Origin of the sequence: Clostridioides sp. ES-S-0108-01, from assembly GCF_020662285.1 — a bacterium.
GTDB lineage: Bacteria > Bacillota > Clostridia > Peptostreptococcales > Peptostreptococcaceae > Clostridioides.
In genome coordinates, this window is the sequence record NZ_JADGMN010000007.1 from 91,392 (window position 1) to 112,040 (window position 20,649).

At 28.4% G+C, this 20,649-nt stretch carries 19 protein-coding genes and 2 pseudogenes; 6 read left to right on the plus strand and 15 right to left on the minus strand.

Features of this window, described 5'->3' with window-relative positions:
- Positions 1-91: 91 nt before the first annotated feature.
- Positions 92-244, minus strand: coding sequence for a hypothetical protein (locus IR152_RS08730; RefSeq protein ID WP_009893656.1), 153 nt, complete (start codon positions 242-244; stop codon positions 92-94).
- A gap of 97 nt (positions 245-341) precedes the next feature.
- On the minus strand, positions 342-818 hold the full coding sequence (locus tag IR152_RS08735; RefSeq protein ID WP_227451419.1) for an Rpn family recombination-promoting nuclease/putative transposase: 477 nt from the start codon (positions 816-818) through the stop codon (positions 342-344).
- A 218-nt stretch (positions 819-1,036) separates the two neighbouring features.
- On the opposite strand from IR152_RS08735, the pseudogene IR152_RS08740 reads away from it, so the two are divergent.
- Positions 1,037-1,633 (plus strand): annotated as a pseudogene (locus tag IR152_RS08740) (MerR family transcriptional regulator).
- 174 nt (positions 1,634-1,807) lie between these two features.
- On the opposite strand, the gene IR152_RS08745 reads toward IR152_RS08740, so the two are convergent.
- From IR152_RS08745 to IR152_RS08760, 4 genes and pseudogenes are all read right to left on the minus strand, one after another.
- Complete coding sequence (locus IR152_RS08745) at positions 1,808-3,205, minus strand: PTS sugar transporter subunit IIA (protein ID WP_311315437.1); 1,398 nt, start codon at positions 3,203-3,205, stop codon at positions 1,808-1,810.
- Between the two features lie 129 nt (positions 3,206-3,334).
- A pseudogene (locus IR152_RS08750) lies at positions 3,335-3,517 on the minus strand (IS200/IS605 family element RNA-guided endonuclease TnpB); the annotation flags it as partial.
- Complete coding sequence (locus tag IR152_RS20425; RefSeq protein ID WP_227451540.1) at positions 3,498-3,587, minus strand: transposase; 90 nt, start codon at positions 3,585-3,587, stop codon at positions 3,498-3,500. The gene IR152_RS20425 and the pseudogene IR152_RS08750, both read right to left, overlap by 20 nt.
- A 606-nt stretch (positions 3,588-4,193) precedes the next feature.
- Positions 4,194-4,721 (minus strand): HTH domain-containing protein, encoded by a 528-nt coding sequence (locus tag IR152_RS08760; RefSeq protein WP_227451421.1) that lies wholly within the window; start codon positions 4,719-4,721, stop codon positions 4,194-4,196.
- Between the two features lie 235 nt (positions 4,722-4,956).
- Here IR152_RS08760 and IR152_RS08765 point away from each other — a divergent pair, with 235 nt between their 5' ends.
- From IR152_RS08765 to IR152_RS08785, 5 genes are all read left to right on the plus strand, one after another.
- Complete coding sequence (locus IR152_RS08765) at positions 4,957-5,409, plus strand: PTS sugar transporter subunit IIA (RefSeq protein WP_227451422.1); 453 nt, start codon at positions 4,957-4,959, stop codon at positions 5,407-5,409.
- A gap of 2 nt (positions 5,410-5,411) precedes the next feature.
- On the plus strand, positions 5,412-5,720 hold the full coding sequence (locus IR152_RS08770; protein WP_227451423.1) for a PTS fructose transporter subunit IIB: 309 nt from the start codon (positions 5,412-5,414) through the stop codon (positions 5,718-5,720).
- 112 nt (positions 5,721-5,832) lie between these two features.
- Positions 5,833-6,939 carry a PTS fructose transporter subunit IIC gene (locus IR152_RS08775; protein WP_227451424.1) on the plus strand — a complete coding sequence of 369 codons (1,107 nt, stop codon included), beginning with the start codon at positions 5,833-5,835 and terminating at the stop codon, positions 6,937-6,939.
- 73 nt (positions 6,940-7,012) lie between these two features.
- Positions 7,013-9,691, plus strand: coding sequence for a mannosylglycerate hydrolase (gene mngB, locus IR152_RS08780; RefSeq protein WP_227451425.1), 2,679 nt, complete (start codon positions 7,013-7,015; stop codon positions 9,689-9,691).
- 110 nt (positions 9,692-9,801) lie between these two features.
- The gene (locus IR152_RS08785) at positions 9,802-10,419 is read left to right on the plus strand and encodes an ROK family protein (protein ID WP_227451427.1); all 618 of its coding nucleotides are present in this window, start codon (positions 9,802-9,804) and stop codon (positions 10,417-10,419) included.
- A 166-nt stretch (positions 10,420-10,585) separates the two neighbouring features.
- Here IR152_RS08785 and IR152_RS08790 read toward each other — a convergent pair whose 3' ends face one another.
- From IR152_RS08790 to prkC, 9 genes are all read right to left on the minus strand, one after another.
- Complete coding sequence (locus IR152_RS08790) at positions 10,586-12,922, minus strand: sensor histidine kinase (RefSeq protein ID WP_227451428.1); 2,337 nt, start codon at positions 12,920-12,922, stop codon at positions 10,586-10,588.
- Positions 12,894-13,610: a response regulator transcription factor gene (locus tag IR152_RS08795; RefSeq protein WP_227451430.1), complete on the minus strand. Its 717-nt coding sequence runs from the start codon at positions 13,608-13,610 to the stop codon at positions 12,894-12,896. The genes IR152_RS08790 and IR152_RS08795 overlap by 29 nt, the downstream gene beginning before the upstream one ends.
- A 388-nt stretch (positions 13,611-13,998) precedes the next feature.
- Positions 13,999-14,655: a nitroreductase family protein gene (locus tag IR152_RS08800; protein ID WP_227451431.1), complete on the minus strand. Its 657-nt coding sequence runs from the start codon at positions 14,653-14,655 to the stop codon at positions 13,999-14,001.
- Positions 14,656-14,709: 54 nt separating this feature from the next.
- Positions 14,710-15,339, minus strand: coding sequence for an HAD family hydrolase (locus tag IR152_RS08805; RefSeq protein ID WP_227451433.1), 630 nt, complete (start codon positions 15,337-15,339; stop codon positions 14,710-14,712).
- Between the two features lie 130 nt (positions 15,340-15,469).
- A complete protein-coding gene (locus IR152_RS08810) occupies positions 15,470-16,111 on the minus strand; it encodes a thiamine diphosphokinase (protein WP_227451434.1) in 642 nt (213 codons plus the stop codon).
- A gap of 2 nt (positions 16,112-16,113) precedes the next feature.
- Positions 16,114-16,785: a ribulose-phosphate 3-epimerase gene (gene rpe, locus IR152_RS08815; protein ID WP_227451435.1), complete on the minus strand. Its 672-nt coding sequence runs from the start codon at positions 16,783-16,785 to the stop codon at positions 16,114-16,116.
- A 4-nt stretch (positions 16,786-16,789) separates the two neighbouring features.
- A complete protein-coding gene (gene rsgA / locus IR152_RS08820; RefSeq protein ID WP_227451436.1) occupies positions 16,790-17,674 on the minus strand; it encodes a ribosome small subunit-dependent GTPase A in 885 nt (294 codons plus the stop codon).
- A gap of 97 nt (positions 17,675-17,771) precedes the next feature.
- Positions 17,772-18,509 (minus strand): elongation factor P 5-aminopentanone reductase, encoded by a 738-nt coding sequence (ymfI, locus tag IR152_RS08825; protein WP_227451437.1) that lies wholly within the window; start codon positions 18,507-18,509, stop codon positions 17,772-17,774.
- 107 nt (positions 18,510-18,616) lie between these two features.
- On the minus strand, positions 18,617-20,641 hold the full coding sequence (prkC, locus tag IR152_RS08830) for a PASTA domain-containing Ser/Thr kinase PrkC (RefSeq protein WP_227451439.1): 2,025 nt from the start codon (positions 20,639-20,641) through the stop codon (positions 18,617-18,619).
- Between the last annotated feature and the right edge of the window lie 8 nt (positions 20,642-20,649).

Sequence of the window (20,649 nt, forward strand, 5' to 3'; positions counted from 1 at the left end):
AATTTTAGGATTATATTTGAAATCCATTTTGGCAATTTTATTGTTACTACTTTCATCAATACTCACCCCACACTTTATAGTTAAAACTATTTTAACAAAAAAATAATAATGCTCCACATCCAATAAGTATTAATGCGGTAAGTGCTGACCAAATCCAGCCAGGAAGCAACATTGACAGAATTACAGCCATTCCTGTTGCCAAACATAGTATTCCTAGCAATACCTTAGACTTGTTATTTCTCATGGAACACCTCCACATAGAACCTGTATCTACAAATATTTTCATATTCAAGTTTATGCGACAGTTTCCCATTTTAGACCAATAAACATATTATGTAATTTTAATTTTTCATACTAGAATTATTACTGCACTCTGATATAGATTCTACAATATCCAAAATTCCTTTTTTTCTACTTAACCTTTCAGGTCCACTATATAAAACCACTGGTATAACTTTAGGAAGTTTAAAATTTTTATCTTCTATTTCTTCAAGACTCTTTTTCATAATGAAGCTTTTCCAAATTTGTTCTCTATACGATTTCAATCTTGGGACAATATCAGTATCCATTTCTGTTTGAAATTCTAACACTATATAATGTGATACTTTACCTTTTTTAGAAAATACCTTATAAATTATATCAACTTCCTTTCCTTTATATTCACATATAAAAGATGTTTCTAACTCTATATTTTTAAGAGTTAATTCTTTTGCTATTGAGATACTTGTAAAATTTTGAATCAAACTTAAAAAACTTTCTTTATCTGAATACATTCTTCTATACTCTTCTCGTTTTTCGTTGCTTCTTTTTAAATTCATACATTTCCTCCCAGATTATAGACTTTCTATATTTTAATAAAGACAATCTATAAATTTTATTTTTTAATTTTCACTAGTGATTATTGACACTTGTGTGTAAAATATCCAGTAAAGATATTTTTTTATATTTTTATTAAAAGATATAAATTTTTATATTTTAATATATTGATATTGACGTTACGTAAAAGTGTATATTTAATTTATAGGAGGTATTACTAATGGAATATACAGTTCAAAAATTAAGCAATATAGCTGGTATAAGTACCAGAACACTTAGATATAACTAGCCAACCTTTGACAGCCTAAGTGCATTAAAAGAACACCATAATAAATTACCAGCTAAAAGAAAACAAATTGATTTACTTATAGAAAATGTAACTAAAACTATAGCTCTAAAGGAGGGAAAATACGTTATGACAGATATAGAGAAATTTGAAGGTTTTAAAAAAAAGATGATTGATGAAAACGAAAAAAATTATGGAGCTGAAATTAGAGAGAAATATGGTAAAGATACAATAAATACATCAAATAAAAAACTTAAAAATATATCTAAACAAGATTATGAAGATTGGCAAAATCTAAGTGTCGAAATAATTAGTAAACTTAAAAAAGCTTTTAAAACTGGTGATGCCTCTAGTGAACTAGCTCAGGAAGTTGCAAGATTACATCATAAATGGTTGAGTTACACTTGGAACACATATTCTAAGAAAGCTCATGTCTCTTTAGCACAGATGTATGTATGTGATGAACGCTTTACATCATATTATGATAAAGAACAGCCCGTACTAGATATATTTTCATCATTTCAACAATGAAAAAGAGACTTGTCTCTGTTTTGAGACAGTCCCTTGTATAATTATATAATCGACATACAATAATAACAAATAATATAAAAATTACTTATACTATTTATGTTGCAAATAAAAAATTGTTTTATTGAATTTTTATAAAACTATTGAATTTTTATAAAACTTATGTAATATAAAAGTCTATATTATAGACTTGATTATGGAAAGAAAACTATCAAAATCATTACAATTAGATATACTATCTCTAATATCATTGTCATTAATTATCTTTAAAAAGATATCATAAATGGAGTTTATTTTTGTATAATCATCTTTATTTATAGCTAACATCATAATCAGTTTAACAGTAGAATCTTTGTTCCAATATATTGGTTCATTTAATATAGAAATACAAATCTTAGTTTTTATAGAGCTTAATTCCATAGGATGGGGTATAGCTAAAAAATCATCTATATTGGTAGAAGATAAACTTTCTCTATAAAATACAGATTCAGTAAATGATGGAAACACAATTTCATTTTGAGTTAATTTGTTACACATCAAATTTATAAGCTCATCCTTATTTTTAATTTTAGGATTAACAATAAATAAATTTTTATCAAAAAAATTGTCCAAAAGATTACTATAAGTATGAGAATCATTAATTATTGATTTAGATATATTCTCAATATCTTTTTTTAATAGTTTTAAATCTACTAGTACAACAGGTATACTATCATGGTTTAAGGGAATCGTTGATATTATTATATCTACATCTGACAATTTACTAGCTAAAAATTGATTAAATGATAGACATTGAAGTATATTTATTTTATCATGAAAAACTTTATTTAATTGAACCTCTAATAATCTACTTGAACCATACCCTGAACCACATACTAATACTACGTTTTTGCACTTAATATTATTTTGAAAAAATCTCTCAATTCCAGCACCTATATGAAGAGATACATATCCAATTTCATCTTCTGTGAAAGAGTAAATACTTTTTTTAAAAACTTTTTCTATAGCATTTAAAGTTATTTCAAATGCTAAAGGATAATTACTCTTTATTGTATTTATAAGAGGATTCACCTTGTTTAAATTATAAGATTTAGAGTTAAGAATTGATTTAAAGTGGAGTACTAAATCATTAAATAATACGCTATCACCCCTAAGGTCAAAAGTATATTGATTGTTGATTACTTCTAAAATTTCTTCAACATACTCCATAATTTTAGTATCCACTCCATTGGAAACGTTATCCAAAAGAGAGCTTTTAGTTATAAAATGATTGTATAGATAAATTCTGTCTGCTTTTGAAATAATTACAGTATATTTGCTCTCAATATAATCAAATATATTTTCAACAGCAGTATTCAATTCAAAATTTGTTAAAACAATATCTAAGGCATTATCTAAGCAGTAATCATCAAGTATTCTACTTATAGTGATAGCTAGATGGATAATGAAGTTTTTTAGATTAAAATCCAAGAAATTGATATTAAATTTATTAATTTCACTTAGTACTATCTTTTGAAGTTCTATTAAATCTACATTATTAAATAATTCTATTTCTTTATCTGTAATTCCAATTATATAATTCTGAACCTCCCATGACTAAAGTCACAGGGTTCCTGCTTCATAGAATTTCGCATACTAAAATATGTCTTCTCCACAGGCTATCCCCGCAGTTCCTACGGTTCTTACATAAGTTATTTATTTTTAACTTTTATTAGTCTTAATCCTTCTTTTAATAAATTGTCCACAACTTGAGATACAAAATTCTTTAATTCCTAAATCTAGACCTATCTGATTATTAGTATTTTCAAATGCTTCAATATCTACATCAGTACAGCATAATGATACATAATATTTACCACTTGGTTCTTTAGATACAGTAGCAACTAAATATATTAATTAAATCTTCTTCAATTTCATTTGTTAATACTGGAGGTCTATATTTTACACACCATGCTATATGGTATTGTACTAAATATACATATCTGGGTCACTTCAATTTTTCATCACCCATCCTAATATTAACAAGTGCAATTTTTTTAAACAAGTATTTTAAAGAATTTTATATTTATTTTTAAATAACATATACAAGAACCGTAAATCTTAAATTTTATCATTTTTGAGGTTGTCGTTCACATAAGTTCGCTACTACCTATGCAGTTCTCTTATGAACTTCTTACACTTTCATGTAAGCACAGACTATATCTTATCCTTCGGCATTATCCGTTAAGGTCTACCCACTTCCACTACCAATAGCTTGTAGTGTACTTCCCTCAAGAGGAATAGTCGTTGAAGTTTCTCCTATTCGGAGCTTACCTGCTGATTGCCCATTTTAAAGTACTTAGGGTTTAACCTTATACCATCTAACCAATTTTTTCTACTTTCGTAACTTTCACACTTAGGTTTATTTCATCCTTATGTTTTAGTTTGGTTAGCTTTAGGGGTTTTTAGCAATTCAAGTAGTATTGGATAGGTTCTATCCTATCTCTACATATAAGTTTCCCTATATGCTGACTATTTTAGCTACTAACTCATGACCAAAGTCACAAGTGTGCGTAGCTATTTTTTAATCAAAATTCCTATTTATCATGTTATTAGAAATACATCTTCGAATATCTATTTCTTTCCCTTCAACTTTCACTCCATAATATGGCTTAGAAACTAATATTAAATTATACTTTGACAGAATAGACTTTATTCTTTTTATATCATTTAGTATTGTAACCTTGCTTACGTACAAGCTATTAGCTAAATCTTCTAGTTTTATATATGTATTGTTATAAAGAATATATTTTAATATATATTGATTTCTTTCCATAGGAGAATCTGGTATTTCACTTGAATCCATAATATCATCAGATATTAATGCTAGATACTGTTGGTATAATGCTAAATTAAGAATCTCTATATAATACCCTTCCCCTTTTTTTATTTTAATAATAGCACCATTTTTCTCTAAAGTTTTATTTATAGAAGTAATATCAGTTCTTATAGTTCTCTCACTCACTTTTAAATAGTTACTTAAAGTTTTACAAGTAATTTTATCATCACTTTCATTTAATAGTTTAAACAAAGCGAGTAATCTCTTATGCATAAATATCCCCCCTTATAGAATTTCTTCTAAATTATACTATTTTCATTCCTATAATACAATTAATCTAATAAAATTGTATTATAATAATTTATTTCCAGTTTAAAGTGGAAATTAGTTATTATCATAATATAAATTTCCATGTCGAAGTGGAAATTAGTTATATTTAATTTAATTGGGATAACGATTACAATAGAAATATAAGTTAAGACATTAAGAAATGGAGTGGAAAAAATATATGATACTACAAGAAAAGAATATATTTATAGATAAAGACCTAAAAAGCAAAGAAGAAGTGCTAAATTTTATTGCAGATAGAGCTTATATACTGGGCATTACAACTAATAAAGATGCTCTTCTAAAAGATCTTTTAAAAAGAGAAAATGAATTTCCAACAGGAATACGAGATGGATTTGCAATACCTCACACAAAAAGTGCAAATGTAGAAGAACCCTCTATACTCTATATTAAAACAACTCATGAGTTAGAATGGAAAACTTTAGATGATAGCAAAGTTAGATATATATTTAGTTTATTAGCTCCACATGAAAATGAAGGAAATATACATTTAAAAACTTTGTCTAAATTAGCCACATGTTTAATGGAAGATGATTTTATAAGTGAAGTTAAAAATGCTAGTGATGCAAATCATTTAGTAAAATATATAACTAATAAAATGAAGGAGGAATAATTATGAAAATAGTAGCAGTAACATCATGTATAGCAGGATTAGCACACACACCTATGGCAGCAAAAGCTTTAGAACAAGCTGCATCAAAAATGGGTCATGAAATCAAAGTAGAACAACAAGGTGCTATGGGACAAGTAAATGCTATAACAAAAGAAGAAGCTCAAAGTGCAGATTTTGTGCTTATAGCATCTGACCAAACTATATCCGGAATGGAAAGATTTGATGGTAAAAAAGTACTAAAAGTTAAGATAGGCGTTGCGTTAAAAAAACCAGAAGCCGTCTTAACAAAGTGTATAGAAGCTATCTCTTAATAAAAAAATCTCACCCTAATATAGAATGAGAAAATAAAAAAAAATAAAATTGTCTAATGTAATTATAACATATTATCAAAAATATAACAAACTTATATAGGAGGAATTAAAAATGAGTAAAAAAAATAAATCTCTTTTAAGTGAACTTAAAAGTCACTTGATGACAGGAATTTCATATATATTACCACTTATAATAGGCTCATCTTTAGTTGTAGCTATACCAAAGCTTACAGCTCTAGCAATGGGAATAACAAGTTTAGATGTTTATGAAAATGTATCAGGTTTTTATCACATTCTTTACTTGATGGAACAGGTAGGTTGGACTGGTATAGGTCTATTAAATACTGTATTAGCAGGGTTTATAGCATTTTCAATAGGTGAAAAACCAGCTATGGGTGCAGGTTTCATTGGTGGACTCATAGCAAGTAATACTAACGCAGGATTCTTAGGAGCAGTAATAGCAGGTTTCTTTGCTGGATATATCTGCAAATTTTTAAAGGAAAAAATTAAAATATCTGGTTCAGCAGCAGGAATGATGCCACTTATAATAATGCCACTTATAACAGTTGGTTTAACTGGTTTTTTAATGAGTGTCATATTGGCAGGACCTTTAGGAAACATAAATACTTCATTAAATGCTTGGGTAGCTGAAATGTGTCAAAATGGAACAAATTCGGTAGTATTAGCTTTAATTTTAGGTGCAATGATAGGATTCGATTTAGGTGGACCAGTAAATAAAGCAGCTTGGATGGCAGGAAATGCATTGATGTTAGAAGGCATCTATCTACCAGCTATATTAGTAAACTGTGCAATAGTTATACCTCCATTAGGATATGGTTTAGCTACATTCATAAGAAAATCAAAATTCTCTAAGACATTAGCTGAAACAGGAAAAGGTAATATAGTTATGGGTATAATTGGAATAACAGAAGGTGCAATTCCCTTCACTTTAACAAATCCATTAAAATTAGTTCCTGTTAATATGATAGGATGTGCTTTGGGCGTAGGACTATCAGCTTTATTAGGTGTACACGCTATAATGCCTCCAGTTGGTGGATTATATGGATTTATATCAGTAGGTTCTGGATGGGCTTACTTAGTAGGTGCAATATTCGGAGCTTTAGTAATAGCAATATTATCAACAATTTTAGTAGACTTTAAGGAAGATGACACTACTGAAGATGCAAAATTTGATGAAATAGAATTAGATATAATGTAAATTAAAAACTTAATTTTGAGTAATTGAGAATTGAGATTACCCTCAATTCTCAATTAAATTTTGGGAGGGTTTTATGAAGAAGACAAAAGTACATGTAGTTCCACACAGTCATTGGGATAGAGAATGGTATTTTACAACATCAAGGTCAAAAATATATCTAATGAAAGATTTTCAAGATATACTAGACACATTAGAAGAAAAAGAAGACTTTAAATACTTTACTATGGATGCACAAGCTTCTCTATTAGATGATTATTTAAAATGGAAACCTCAGGATAAAGATAGAATAAGAGATTTAGTTCAAAGAAAAAAATTAGTTGTAGGACCTTGGTACACTCAAACAGACCAATTAGTTATATCAGGAGAATCTATAGTTAGAAACCTTTACTATGGAATAGATAGATGCAATGAATTTGGTGAACCTATGAAGGTTGGATATGTACCAGATTCTTTTGGGCAATCAGCTCAAATGCCACAAATATATAAAGGCTTTGGAATAGATAGTTCATTGTTTTGGCGTGGAGTTTCTGATGATATGGTAGACACGACAGAATTTATATGGAAAGGTTCAGATGGTTCAAAAGTATTAGCAGTTCAAATACCATTTGGTTATTACTATGGAGGTAATATACCAGAAGATGATTCAGATTTAAAAGAATATCTAGAAGATACAATTGGAAAACTTAAAAGTAAGGCCTCTACTAACAATGTATATTTTCCAAATGGATTTGACCAGGCACCGATAAGAAAAAATCTTCCTGATATATTAAAAAAAGCTAACGAAATAGATAACGAAAATGAATACGAAATAAGCAGTATAGAAAACTATATAGATTCAGTAAGAAATGAAAGAAATGAATTTTCAGAGCTTAAAGGAGAGCTTGTAAATGCTAAACATATGAGAATACACAAATCAATATTCTCCTCAAGGTCAGACCTTAAGATAATGAATAACAAGTTAGAAAACTATATTACAAATGTACTTGAACCATTATTAACATTAAGTTATTCACTTGGAAATGAATACCCTCACCTAGTTATAAAGGATATATGGAAGCTTATGTTTGAAAATGCAGCTCATGACAGTATAGGTTCTTGTAATAGTGACACGACAAATGAAGATGTATATACAAGATACAAACAAGCTAGAGATTTAAGTATAAATTTATTAGATTTGCATATGAGACTTATAAGTACTCAAATCAAAAATAATAATGAAGAAATAACATTAACAGTATTCAATGGATTACCAGAAGTTAGAAATGAAGTTGTTGAATTTGATACTTATATTCCAGGTCAAGATTTTGTGATAAAGAATAAAAACGGAGAAACTCTTAATTATATAGTAAAAGAAAAAGAAGATATTACAGATTACGTATTGACTCAAACAATAAGATTAAACCCAAGTAAAAAAATATATATACCAGAAACTGTATATAGAGCAAAAATTGCACTTTCAATAAAAGATATACCACCAATGGGATATACTCAACTAGTGTTTGAGTTGGATACTAAGAATACATGTGAAGTAAAAACAAGTAATTGCAAAGAAATAGAAAACGAATATTACAAAATAACGGCTAATGAAAATGGTTCCGTAGAAATATTAGACAAAGAATCTAATAAAACTTATAAAAACCAAGCTGTAATTGAAGACAATGGAGATGATGGAGATTCATACAACTATTCTCCACCAAGAGAAGATATTTATGTATCATCCTTAGATTCTATATCTTTAGTAGAAGTACTAAAATCAGATGTTCAAGAAGAAATGATACTTAAGTATTCGTTAACCATACCAGCTTCACTAAAAGAAAGGGCTAGAGGTAAAGTTTCTGTGAAAATGCCAGTAACAATGAAAATTACATTAGAGCCTAAAGAGCAAATAATTAAGTTTAATGTTAATATAAAAAATGACCAAGCATTATCTCATAGAGTAAGATTTTTATTTAATACTGAAATAGCATCTAAGTTTTCTATAGCAGACCAACAATTTGGAATAATACAAAGACCAACAGTATTAGAAAAAGATATTGCATTATGGGAAAGAGATAATCAATCTTGGCAAGAAAAACCTATAACGATTGAACCAATGCAAAGTTTTGTTACTCTAGAGGATGGACAAAGAGGTATAGCATTGATGACTGATTGTGTAAGAGAATATCAAATAGTCGGTACTAATCTAGACACAATCGCATTAACACTATTCAGGTCATTTGGATATATGGGAAGAGAAAATTTACTTTATAGACCAGGAAGAGCTTCTGGAGAAAAGATAATAGCAACACCAGATGCACAATTGCTTAAAGAGTTAAACTTTGACTTTGGTCTTTACATCTACAATAGTAAATTTGATGAAGCAAATGTAACTAATACAGCTAAGAGATTCTTAACACCTATACAAATATATGAATACGCTGATTTTTTAAATGGTAGACTTATATTTGCATTTAGAGATGAAGAACAAACATATGAAAATGAATACAGTTTAATGAATGTAAATAATTCAAATTTTACTGTAAGTGCAATAAAGAAAGAGGAAAAAGGAGACGGAATTGTAATTAGAATCTTCAATGGTATGAAAAATAAATATACTAAAGGAGGTTTTAGTATTAATAAGAATATTACTAGTGCTTATAGTGCAATGCTGGATGAAAGCTATGATAACGCTAACCAGTATGAAATAAATGTAAAAACTGTAGAAATAAATTCTTTATCACATTGTAAAGTACAAACAATCGTAATTAAATAATATAAAAAGGCTTATATAGGATTTTATTCTTTATAAGCCTTTTTATAGATTATATAAAATACTAATAGTTATTGATATAATATATACAATAAAATCCGAAAATTTATATTATGAAAAATATGAGTACTACACAAAACATAGGAGGAAAAATTTTAAACCCTCCTAATTTACTAGGCTGGGAAAATTTTGAGATAAAGAAATTTATAGAAACTGAGTTTGGTGTTCCTGTAGCTGTTAACAATGATGCTAATGTAGCAGGATATGGTGAAGCTAAAGTAGGTTCAGGAAAAGATTCAGAAAGTGTGTATTATATTACTCTATCAACTGGTATTGGAGGTGGATATATATATAAAGGAGCCCTTGAGGGTCAATGTAGTGGAATTAATATATCTAGAATTGACACTGAAAAATTAAACAAACATATTTCTACAAAGGAAGTTTTTGAACAGGCTCAATTAAAAAATCCATATTGCAAGGAAATTATAAATAACTGGGTAATAAATATCTCAAAAGCAATAGCCAATATCATAGTAATAGTAGACCCAGAGGTTATAGTACTTGGAGGCTCTATAATACTACATAATATCACTTACTTAAAAGATATTGTGTCCCAAGTTAAAAAAATGATTTTTGAAACTGTTAATGTTAATATAAAGTTAGCAGAAATAGGAGATGATGCAGGATTAATAGGAAGTTCCATATTAGCAACTTCATTGATTAATGAATAAAGTATTAAAGTGATATACATAATATGTTTTATAAACTGAAAAAGGTGAACCCAGTATATCAGGATTCACCTTTTTATTTGTACAAATTAACATTATATTTCAAGACAACTTTTACAAAATTTTATTTTATAGATTTTACAGTTGTAACCTGTTATAGAAGTCTAGTCTATTTTTTATTAAAAGTAATTGTAACTTTAAATAAATCACCATCCACACTTATATTCATCTTACCACCCTGTAACTCTACAAAACTTTTTGCTATTGCTAGACCAAGCCCAGAACCTTCTGTATTACGTGACTTATCTCCTCTTACAAATCTCTCCATTATATCATCTACACTAAAATAAATCTCAGTTGCAGACATGTTTTTAAGCATGATAATTACTTCATTATCTGTTTCTAAAATATCAATATACACTCTTGAATTTGGCATTGCATACTTACTTATATTTATTATAAGATTTTCAAATACTCTAAATGTACGCTGACTATCTAATGGTAATATTATTTTTTCACTAGAAAAATTATTTTTTAATATTAGAGATGAGTCTGAAAGTTTGTCATCTAATTCTAAAAGAGTCTGTTTCATTAGAGATACAATATCCACATTTACTATATTCAAATGAACATCTCCACTATTCGCCTTACTTACTTCGAACAAGTCTTCTATTAAATGCTGCAATCTTTGTGACTTTCTATCTAATGTATCAATATACAACTTACGATTTTCATCTGTTATACTTTCATCTTTTAATAAATCTATATAAGTGATTATAGATGTTAAAGGTGTTTTTAAGTCATGTGATACATTCGATATAAGCTCTGTTTTCATCTTTTGACTCTTAACTTCTTCATCAACAGCTTTTTTAAATCCAGTTTGAATATTTCCTAGTTCATCCTTTATAGGATTAAAAAATCCTAAATCTTTTTCCATATTTACTTCTAAATTTCCATCTGAAATTTTCTTTGTAACATCTAAAAGTTGATTATATTCACAGACTGTCTTTTTAGAGTAATCTGATAGTATTTTAAATAAAACTATTGAGTAAATTAATGCAAGTATTATTCCGAAGAACCACATACTACACATTATAACTATAATTAATAAGTTTATTCCCAGAATTATAACTATAGTTTTATTTGGTTTTTCTTTTAAATCTATTGTTCTAATATGATTAATAACTTTTTTTCCTGCTTTTTTAAACCATACAAAAAACATTCCTGTTACAGTATTCTTTATAAAATACTCTCTTATTCCAACATTTAAAATATGTTTTAAAAGTGTTATAAATACAAATATTATTGAGAAGATTACAAACCAATAAGTTAAATTCATTAAACTTACCAATATACTAGCCGTCTTATCACTTATGTCATTGTTTATTAGATACTCCACATAATTTCCATTCAAGGTATCACTTATTATACCAGTCGGATATAAATCTACAATCCCCTGTACAATAGAAATAGCAATAAAAAGTATCTCTAATGGTATTCTTGATAATGTATCAAATCCTAGTAACTCCTTAGATTTTCTATATGGGAATACTAAAGATACAATCACAACTATAGCTAATATAATTTTTAAAATCATTTCAGAAATTTTATAGTAAGAAGTATTTTCTACGTTATTTATATATGAACTTATATTATCATTATTATAAATACTTCCATAACTATACTCTCCACTATCACCCTTACTTATTACTTTAGGTACAGCATATACTAGTGTCATGTTTTTTATTGGAGATAGCTTATATGAAATCGAATTTTCACCTAAATTTGTATCCATTAAATCTTCTCTTGCTTTAGATAACAACATTTGATTAATAACTTTTTGATTTACTCCATAAGAATCCACAACATTTACTTTTCCATCTTTATCAAAATTCATTACAATATAGAATCTATAGTTTTCTTTTATATCCGTAATCTTTTTTTGTCTTTCCTCATCATTTATTTCTGTGTTTTTTAAATGATTTCCATCAGAATTTTCTTTTGAGGCATCATTCTTTGTTGTATCAAGTGCTCCTAATTCTTTATTATCATTAAAAAATTCAAAATTACTTCCTTTATCAACTAAATAATATTTTAAATTTTTTCCTGACTCTTTAATGAAAGACTCCCAGCTTTCAAAGTTTTCATTAAAATCTGCGTTAATACTATCATCCGTATAATAAACCTCTGAACCACCATAAGAATCTTTTTCTTTACTTACATTTTTTATATAGTTCATAGTTTCTTCACTTATAAAAAGTTTTGATGGTTGTATCATCTTACCTTCTTGTTCTTCTTTCATATTATGATATAAAACATAACTTCCTTTATATATATTATCTACAAAACGTTCTTGTTCAAATGGGTTTTTTGCTCCACCCTTAGCACCTGCTTGTATAGTAGAATATTGACTAATCATACCTAATGATGCTGATAACATAAGTATAAAAACTATAATAGTAACTATATATTTATCTTTAAATTTTTTCAATTTTGTATCCAACACCCCACACCACCTTTAAATATTTAGGATTTTTGGGGTCAATTTCTATTTTTTCCCTTATATTCCTAACATGTACCATAACTGTATCTGTATTCACAGCATTTTCATTCCAAACTCTTTCATATATTTCATCAGCAGAAAAAACTCTTCCTGCATTTCTCATAAGTAAGCTTAGTATTTTAAATTCTATAGGAGTTGTTTTTATATACTTTCCATCAATACTAACTTCTTTTGTATTTTCATTTAATTCTAATCCACCTATTGCAAAGATACTATCGTTAGTTTCTACATTTTGCTCTTTATTTCCAATCAGATTTAGGTACTTAGTGTATCTTCTAAGTTGTGAATTAACTCTAGCCAATAACTCTAATGGCTTAAAAGGTTTTGTTACATAGTCGTCTGCTCCTATATTAAGCCCCATTATTTTGTCAACTTCTTCTGATTTTGCAGATAGCATTATTACTGGGAAATTATGATTTTCTCTAAGCTTCATTGTAAGTGTTATTCCATCCATTTTAGGCATCATTATATCAACTATTGCTAAATGTATTTCTTGGTTTTCTATAACCTTAAGACCTTCCAGTCCATTATATCCTTTAAAAACATTATACCCTTGATTTAATAAGTATATTTCTATAGCATCTGCTATTTCCTTTTCATCTTCTACCACCAAAATATTATATGAATTCATTTTAATCTCCTTTATATCAATTAATTTATAAATTTTCTTTACATATATGATTATACAATATGATAGAAGTTTTTCCATTTTCTTATATATTTATATATTTTTATTTTAGTTATTTGTGCTTAATTCCCATTTTGAAGACCTCCTTCTAGTATACGTTTAGTATTGTTTCATTTTGTTTATATACTTAATATTAAAGTTAAAAACTTAAGATATTATATATACTTTTCTAAAGATTTTCTAAAGATTTAAATATATTCAAAATTAATATGCACAAAAAAAGTAGCTCTTATTGTATCAATTAAATCAATGATTTGAAATATAATATTAATATCAATAAAATCTACTTTTTAATTTTTAATTTATTTTGTTTTTAGAATGTTATTACTTTTTATTTTATAAATGTACATATTTCTTCTACTGGTTTTTTAGATGGGCTCTTTAGGTTATCCTCTGGTACTCCAAGAGCTAACATTGCTCCTAAAAAATACTCTCCCTTTTCAAATCCAGTTTCTGCTTCTAAAACAGCCTCTATCTCATCTGCTGCATAGTTTTGACTTGTTAACCAACAAGAACCATATCCAAGTTCAATTGCTGATAGTGTAAAGTTTTCAATTGCAGCACCTAAACTCTGCATACCTGGATTTCTTATGAATAATTTATCTATAGTCTCCTTAGGTGCATCTATAAGCTCTAATTCATAATATCCTGATGGATTATATACCTTTGTAAAAACTAATACTAAAACTGGAGCTTTTAAATAAAATAATGTAAAGTTTGGCACAAATTTTCTAAATCTATTAGCCTTTTCTTCTGAAACTTTATCCATTTCTACAAGTATTTCTTCTTGTTTTTTAGTTATCACATCTGCTATCTTTTCCATCAAATCACGGCGTTTTATAACTACAAAATGCCAGTTTTGAATATTCTTTCCTGATGGAGCTGCCCCTGCTGCTTTTATCATTTTTAAAATATCTTCATCTAAGACATCTTGATTTTTAAACTTTCTTACACTTTGTCTTTTAAAAATAGTATCTTGTAATTCCATTTTTAAATCCCCCTATAGCTTTTTATTTATTTTAATATAATTTTTAAACTCATCTTATTTTAATATATCATGTTCTAATAAATCTTTAAATGAGTCTATAAAATAATCATATACATCCACATTCCCAAATCCATATTTCGCATATATAAAAGGTATACCTACAAACTTAGCACTATTTGCATCACCTTGCGTATCTCCAACATAGATTGGGTTTATTAATTTATTTCTTTCAATTATAAGTTTATTATTTTCCCCTTTGTGTAAACCAGTATTTCCTGGACATTCAAAGTCTATAAAATACTGTTCTAGCTTATGTGCTTTTAAAAAAGATTCTATATATCCAGCTTGACAATTACTTACTATAAATAATTTATACTTTTTAGAGAGTAACTTAAGAGTATCTTCTATATCATCAAACAATTTAGCTCCATTTTCAGATAAATAGTCACATTCTTTTAAAGAACATTCATTCAATAAATTCATTCTTTCCTCTTCATTTAAATTTGGAAATAAACGATTTGCTATTTCATCAAAAGAAAGCCCCATAACACTTCTAAATAAATCTTTTGTGACATTTAAATCGATTTCTTTATGTTTACTTAAAACATCCTGCCAGACCTTGCATACTTCTTCAGTTGAATCCCATAACGTTCCGTCTAAATCAAAAATAATACTATCTACCACAAAAAATCCCCCTTATGTCAAAATTTATTATCTATCTATAATTATATACTAAAAAGCAGATACAATCATAAATATATTTTACTTGATTGTATCTGCTCTGTAATATAAAATCAATTGTCAAAAGCAACTTTTATAAATTTCTAACTACAAGTACACAACCTTGCTCTACTTTAATCTTACAAGAATTACTCAACATAACATTTGATATTCCAATAGGTATAGAGTATTTCATATAATAGTTGTCTAGAGGGTATTCTAAACCAGTAAGTGTTACACTTTTAGCGTCACCTTTTATAGCTATTACAGAAATAGTGTCACCTGAATTTCCATACAATGTAATTTCCTCATTTTCAACTATATACATCTCTTCTTTATCAGAAAGTATCCTAGAATATATACCATCTTCTTTTAAATAATATAATAGCTTTATATTTGCAAGAGTATGGTCAATCCTTCCACCTAAGGCACCAAAAAAATCAATATGATTTGCTTTAAGGGTCTTAGCTAAAAAAAGACAAAGTTCTGTATCAGTCTCATCTTTCTTAGATGGAAATTTTTCAAATTTAACACCTTTATTTTTATAGAAGTTTATCTTATCTTCTTCTACTGAATCTAAATCTCCTAATATATAATCTGGCATTATTTCCATTTTATAAGTGTGATTTGCCCCTCCATCTGCACATATTATGCAGTCATAACATTCTTTAATTATAATATCTCTTGTAACTTCATAATTTTCAATTTCACCATTTAAGACAATACAGATTTTCATTCTTAAACTAATTCTTCAAGGGAAGAATTCTTTCTAAATAAATTAACTGTTTCTTGAATGTCATCACTTCCAAATATTGCAGAACCTGCTACTATCACATTAGCTCCTGCTTGTACAACTTCAGCTACATTTTTAGGGCTTATACCGCCATCGACTTCTATATCGATATTTAACCCTTGACTATCTATAATAGCTTTTAACTCTTTAATCTTATCTAAAACACAAGGTATAAATGATTGCCCTCCAAATCCAGGGTTAACAGACATCAATAATACCATATCTAAATCAGGTAGTACATGTTTAATAGTATCTATTGGTGTAGCTGGATTAAGTACTACACCTGCTTTTATTCCATGTGATTTTATATTTTGTATAGTTCTATGTAGATGAACACAAGCCTCTTGGTGAACAGTTATTATGTCACATCCTGCTTTTACAAACTCCTCAATATACTGGTCTGGATTTTCTATCATAAGATGAGCATCAAATACCATATTTATATTTTCTTTCTTTAAACTTTTAACTACAAGTGGTCCTAATGTAATGTTTGGTACAAAGTGTCCATCCATTACATCGATATGAAGATATTCACATCCTGCACTTTCTACCTTTCTTATATCCTCTAATAATTTTGCAAAATCTGCTGATAATATTGATGGTGCTAATTTAATCATGTTTCTAATACCTCCTACTGTTATTTTGTCTTATTTCATTTAGTAGCTGTATATAACTATCATATCTTTCTTTAGATATTTCTCCATTTGCGACAGCTTCTTTTATAGCACAATTAGGTTCATTTTCATGAATACATTTTGAACCAAACTTACAATCATTAAATTTATCAAATTCTATAAAGTAATCTTTAAGTTCTACTTCCTCTATATCTTCAAGTGCAAGTGAACTAAAACCTGGCGTATCTGCAACCATTCCACCAAATTCCAATTTTAAAAGTTCAGCATGACGAGTAGTGTGTTTTCCCCTTTTTATTTTATCACTTACCACTCCTGTTTGAAGTTTAAAATTTTCATCTATTTCATTTAGCAAGCTTGATTTTCCAACTCCAGATGGACCTGCAAATACTACGACATTTTCTTTTAGTTCGTCTTTTACTTTATCTATATTTAACTTAGTAATATTGCTTACAGGTATTACCTTATATCCACTAAGTTCATATATATTTTTAACAGTTTCTAATATATCATTATCATCTAAATCTGCTTTTGTAAGGATTATTACAGTTTCTAAATTTTCTTTTTCTGCCAAAACTATAAATCTATCTAAAAGAGATAAGTTTGGTTTAGGATTTTTTATTGCAAATACTATTAATGCCTTATCTACATTTGCTATAGGAGGTCTTATAAGTTCTGTATCTCTACTATCTATTTCTTCTAAGATACCTTTTTTTCCATCTTCATCAACAATACTTATTTTGACTCTATCGCCAACTAGAGGTGTTATTTTCTGCTTTCTAAATATTCCTCTAGCCTTACATTCATAAATACCATTATCTGTATCTACATAATAAAATCCACTAATCCCCTTTATAATTTTTCCTTCTAGCATCAAATGCCTCCCTTTATAAAATTTGTACAAACATATACTATTTATGAGTAGTATATCGTGTTATTCTCTCCTATTTTTATATAATACCATATTTTTTTTAAATAACAAATCCTCCGTTTGGACTAATTACTTGACCAGTGATAAAATTTGATTTATCTGATGCCAAGAAAATAGCACAATTTGCTATATCTTCTGAAGTTCCTAGCCTCATTAGAGGAGTTTCTTCTACAAGAAAATTTATATCTTCTTCATTATATCCAGACAACATGTCAGTATTAATAACACCTGGAGCTATACTATTTACTCTAATATTTGATGGACCTACTTCTTTAGCTAATGCCTTTGTCATTCCTATCATACCTGCTTTTGTTATAGAATAATGCACTTCACAAGAAGCACCTGATATACCCCAAATTGAAGATATATTAATTATATTTCCTTTTTTTTCTGATATCATGTATTTTAAAGCAACTTGTGAACAATAAAAGCTTCCTTTTAAATTAATATTCATCATATTATCCCAGTCTTCGTCAGTTATATCTGTAAACAACTTATCTTGACTTATACCAGCATTGTTCACAAGTACATCCAAACCTCCAAATTCCTTTACACAATAATCTATCATATTCTCTACATCTTCTCTATTTGAAACATCAGCCTTAAAAAGTTTTACAGAAAAATTTTTTTCATTTAATATAGTAAACAACTCTTTAGCTTCACTTTCTGACTTATTAAAATTTATTAATACATTGTAACCTTCTTTTGCAAAAGCTTTAGACATAGCTTTACCAATACCTCTAGAGCCTCCTGTAATTAAAACTGTTTTATTTTTCATAGATATTTTTCTCCTTATATTATAACCAATTCAATATTTTATACAAAACAAACTGCCCTTTAAAGAAAATATTTTCTATAAAAGGACAGCTCTTATTTTACTAACATTTATTCTGTTTTACCAGTATTTCCACCAGTGCCTGATGGAGTTTCTCCGTTACCTCCTGAACTTGAACCTCCTGAGTTTCCTCCATTATCTCCTGAGTTTGAGCCTCCTGAACTTGAGCCTCCTGAATTATCCCCATTATCTCCTGAATTTGAACCTCCTGAGTTTCCTCCATTATCTCCTGAGTTTGAGCCTCCTGAGTTTCCTCCACTATTTCCTGAGTTTGAACCTCCTGAGTTGCTTCCATTATTTCCTGAGTTTCCTCCACTATTTCCTGAATTCGAACCTCCTGAATTTCCTCCACTGTTTCCTGAGTTTGAACCAGATTCTGTCGTTGTATCATTATCTGGCTTTGTTGGTGTTTTATCTGGTACTGTTGGAGTCTGTGTATTGGACTTTTGTGAACCTTTACTTACATATAAGTTTATCTCATCACCTTCTTGTACTCTTGATGAGCTAGCTCCTGGACTCTGGTTTAGAACCGTACCTTCTTTATATATTGAACTATATTCATACTTAACAGTTCCCACTTTTAAATTATTTTCTTCAATGAGTTGTTTTGCATTACTTAAAGTAAGTCCCACTACGTTAGGAACAGAAGCCTGATTTGAACCTTTACTTACAACAACATTTATAGTATCACCCTCTTTGACATTTGTACTTCCACCTTCAGGTGTCTGTGATATTATACAATTTTCATCAACTTCACTACTATACTCTTCACTTTTTACACTTAAGGATAATCCTTCTTTTTCAACAGCACTTTGAGCTTCTTCTAATGTCATATTTACAAGATTAGGGACAGTCAAAGATTTACTGCCAAATCCTCCAGCAAATAAAAACTTATATGCTAAGAATACTTGAGCACATAATATCAATATTAAAACAGCTGCAATTACTTTTAATCTTCTTCTAGATTTTGGGCTTTCCTGTTTTTTCTTCTTTTTCTTAGTTCTCTTACTTGGAGTATTCTTAGGTCTTTGATTCTTTTTAGCTCTCATTATCTCTTCCTCTTCTTCATCTTCATCTTCTTCATAAAAATCATCATAGTAATCTTCATCATCATCCAAATCAGCTACTTCAACAGGCTTAACCACTCTTTCAGGAGCTGGTTTTGCAAATGTTGGATTTACAACCTTATTAATTTCCTTTTCATCAATTTTTTTAGTTGCAAAATCATCATATTCTTTTATAAAATCTAAATCAATGTTTTTTTCTATATACTCTATATCTTCTATCAACTCTTCAGCAGTTTGATATCTATCTGCACTAGATTTTTCTGTAAGCTTTTTTATTGTAGTTCTTACACTTTGAGGAATTCTAACTTTTTCTTCTGATGTAAAGTCTATATCATCATTAATATGTTGAAGGGCTATAGAAATTGGGCTATCTCCCCTAAACGGAACTTTTCCTATCAACATTTCATATAAAACTATACCTAAAGAATACAGGTCAGCATTATTAGTTACAAATTTACCTTTAGCTTGTTCTGGCGAAAAATAGTGCACTGAACCTATTATACTACCAATATTTGTGATTGTTGAATTTGAAACAGCTTTGGCTATACCAAAGTCAGCTACTTTTACTACTCTTCCTTCATTAGATATGAGAATATTATGAGGTTTTATATCTCTATGTATAATCCCCTTTTTATGTGCAGCACTAAGTGCCATAGCTATTTGTTTTGTTATATCTAATGCAGTATATTCATCTAATATACCTTCATCTTGTATAATCTCTTTTAAATTCTTCCCATCTACAAATTCCATTACAATGTAGTGAACTTTTCCATCTTCACCAACATCATAAACATTTACTATATTTGGATGGGAAAGACTTGCTACTGCCTCTGCCTCTCTTTTAAACTTTGTTAAAAATTCATCGTCATCTACAAATTCAGGTCTAAGTACCTTAAGTGCAACAGTCCTGTTTAATAACCTGTCTTTAGCCTCATATACAAAGGCCATTCCTCCATCACCAATCTTCCTGATGATTTCATATCGATTTCCTAAAATTGTATCTCCCACAATATCAC

Coding starts and splice junctions, on each gene's coding strand:
- IR152_RS08775 (WP_227451424.1), top strand. CDS start 5,833: ATGAGTAAAAAAAATAAATCTCTTTTAAGTGAACTTAAAAGTCACTTG.
- rsgA (WP_227451436.1), bottom strand. CDS start 17,674: ATGCTAGAAGGAAAAATTATAAAGGGGATTAGTGGATTTTATTATGTA.
- IR152_RS08800 (WP_227451431.1), bottom strand. CDS start 14,655: ATGGAATTACAAGATACTATTTTTAAAAGACAAAGTGTAAGAAAGTTT.
- IR152_RS08810 (WP_227451434.1), bottom strand. CDS start 16,111: ATGAAAATCTGTATTGTCTTAAATGGTGAAATTGAAAATTATGAAGTT.
- IR152_RS08735 (WP_227451419.1), bottom strand. CDS start 818: ATGAATTTAAAAAGAAGCAACGAAAAACGAGAAGAGTATAGAAGAATG.
- IR152_RS08770 (WP_227451423.1), top strand. CDS start 5,412: ATGAAAATAGTAGCAGTAACATCATGTATAGCAGGATTAGCACACACA.
- IR152_RS08795 (WP_227451430.1), bottom strand. CDS start 13,610: ATGAATTCATATAATATTTTGGTGGTAGAAGATGAAAAGGAAATAGCA.
- ymfI (WP_227451437.1), bottom strand. CDS start 18,509: ATGAAAAATAAAACAGTTTTAATTACAGGAGGCTCTAGAGGTATTGGT.
- rpe (WP_227451435.1), bottom strand. CDS start 16,785: ATGATTAAATTAGCACCATCAATATTATCAGCAGATTTTGCAAAATTA.
- IR152_RS08765 (WP_227451422.1), top strand. CDS start 4,957: ATGATACTACAAGAAAAGAATATATTTATAGATAAAGACCTAAAAAGC.
- mngB (WP_227451425.1), top strand. CDS start 7,013: ATGAAGAAGACAAAAGTACATGTAGTTCCACACAGTCATTGGGATAGA.
- IR152_RS08760 (WP_227451421.1), bottom strand. CDS start 4,721: ATGCATAAGAGATTACTCGCTTTGTTTAAACTATTAAATGAAAGTGAT.
- IR152_RS08785 (WP_227451427.1), top strand. CDS start 9,802: ATGAAAAATATGAGTACTACACAAAACATAGGAGGAAAAATTTTAAAC.
- IR152_RS08730 (WP_009893656.1), bottom strand. CDS start 244: ATGAGAAATAACAAGTCTAAGGTATTGCTAGGAATACTATGTTTGGCA.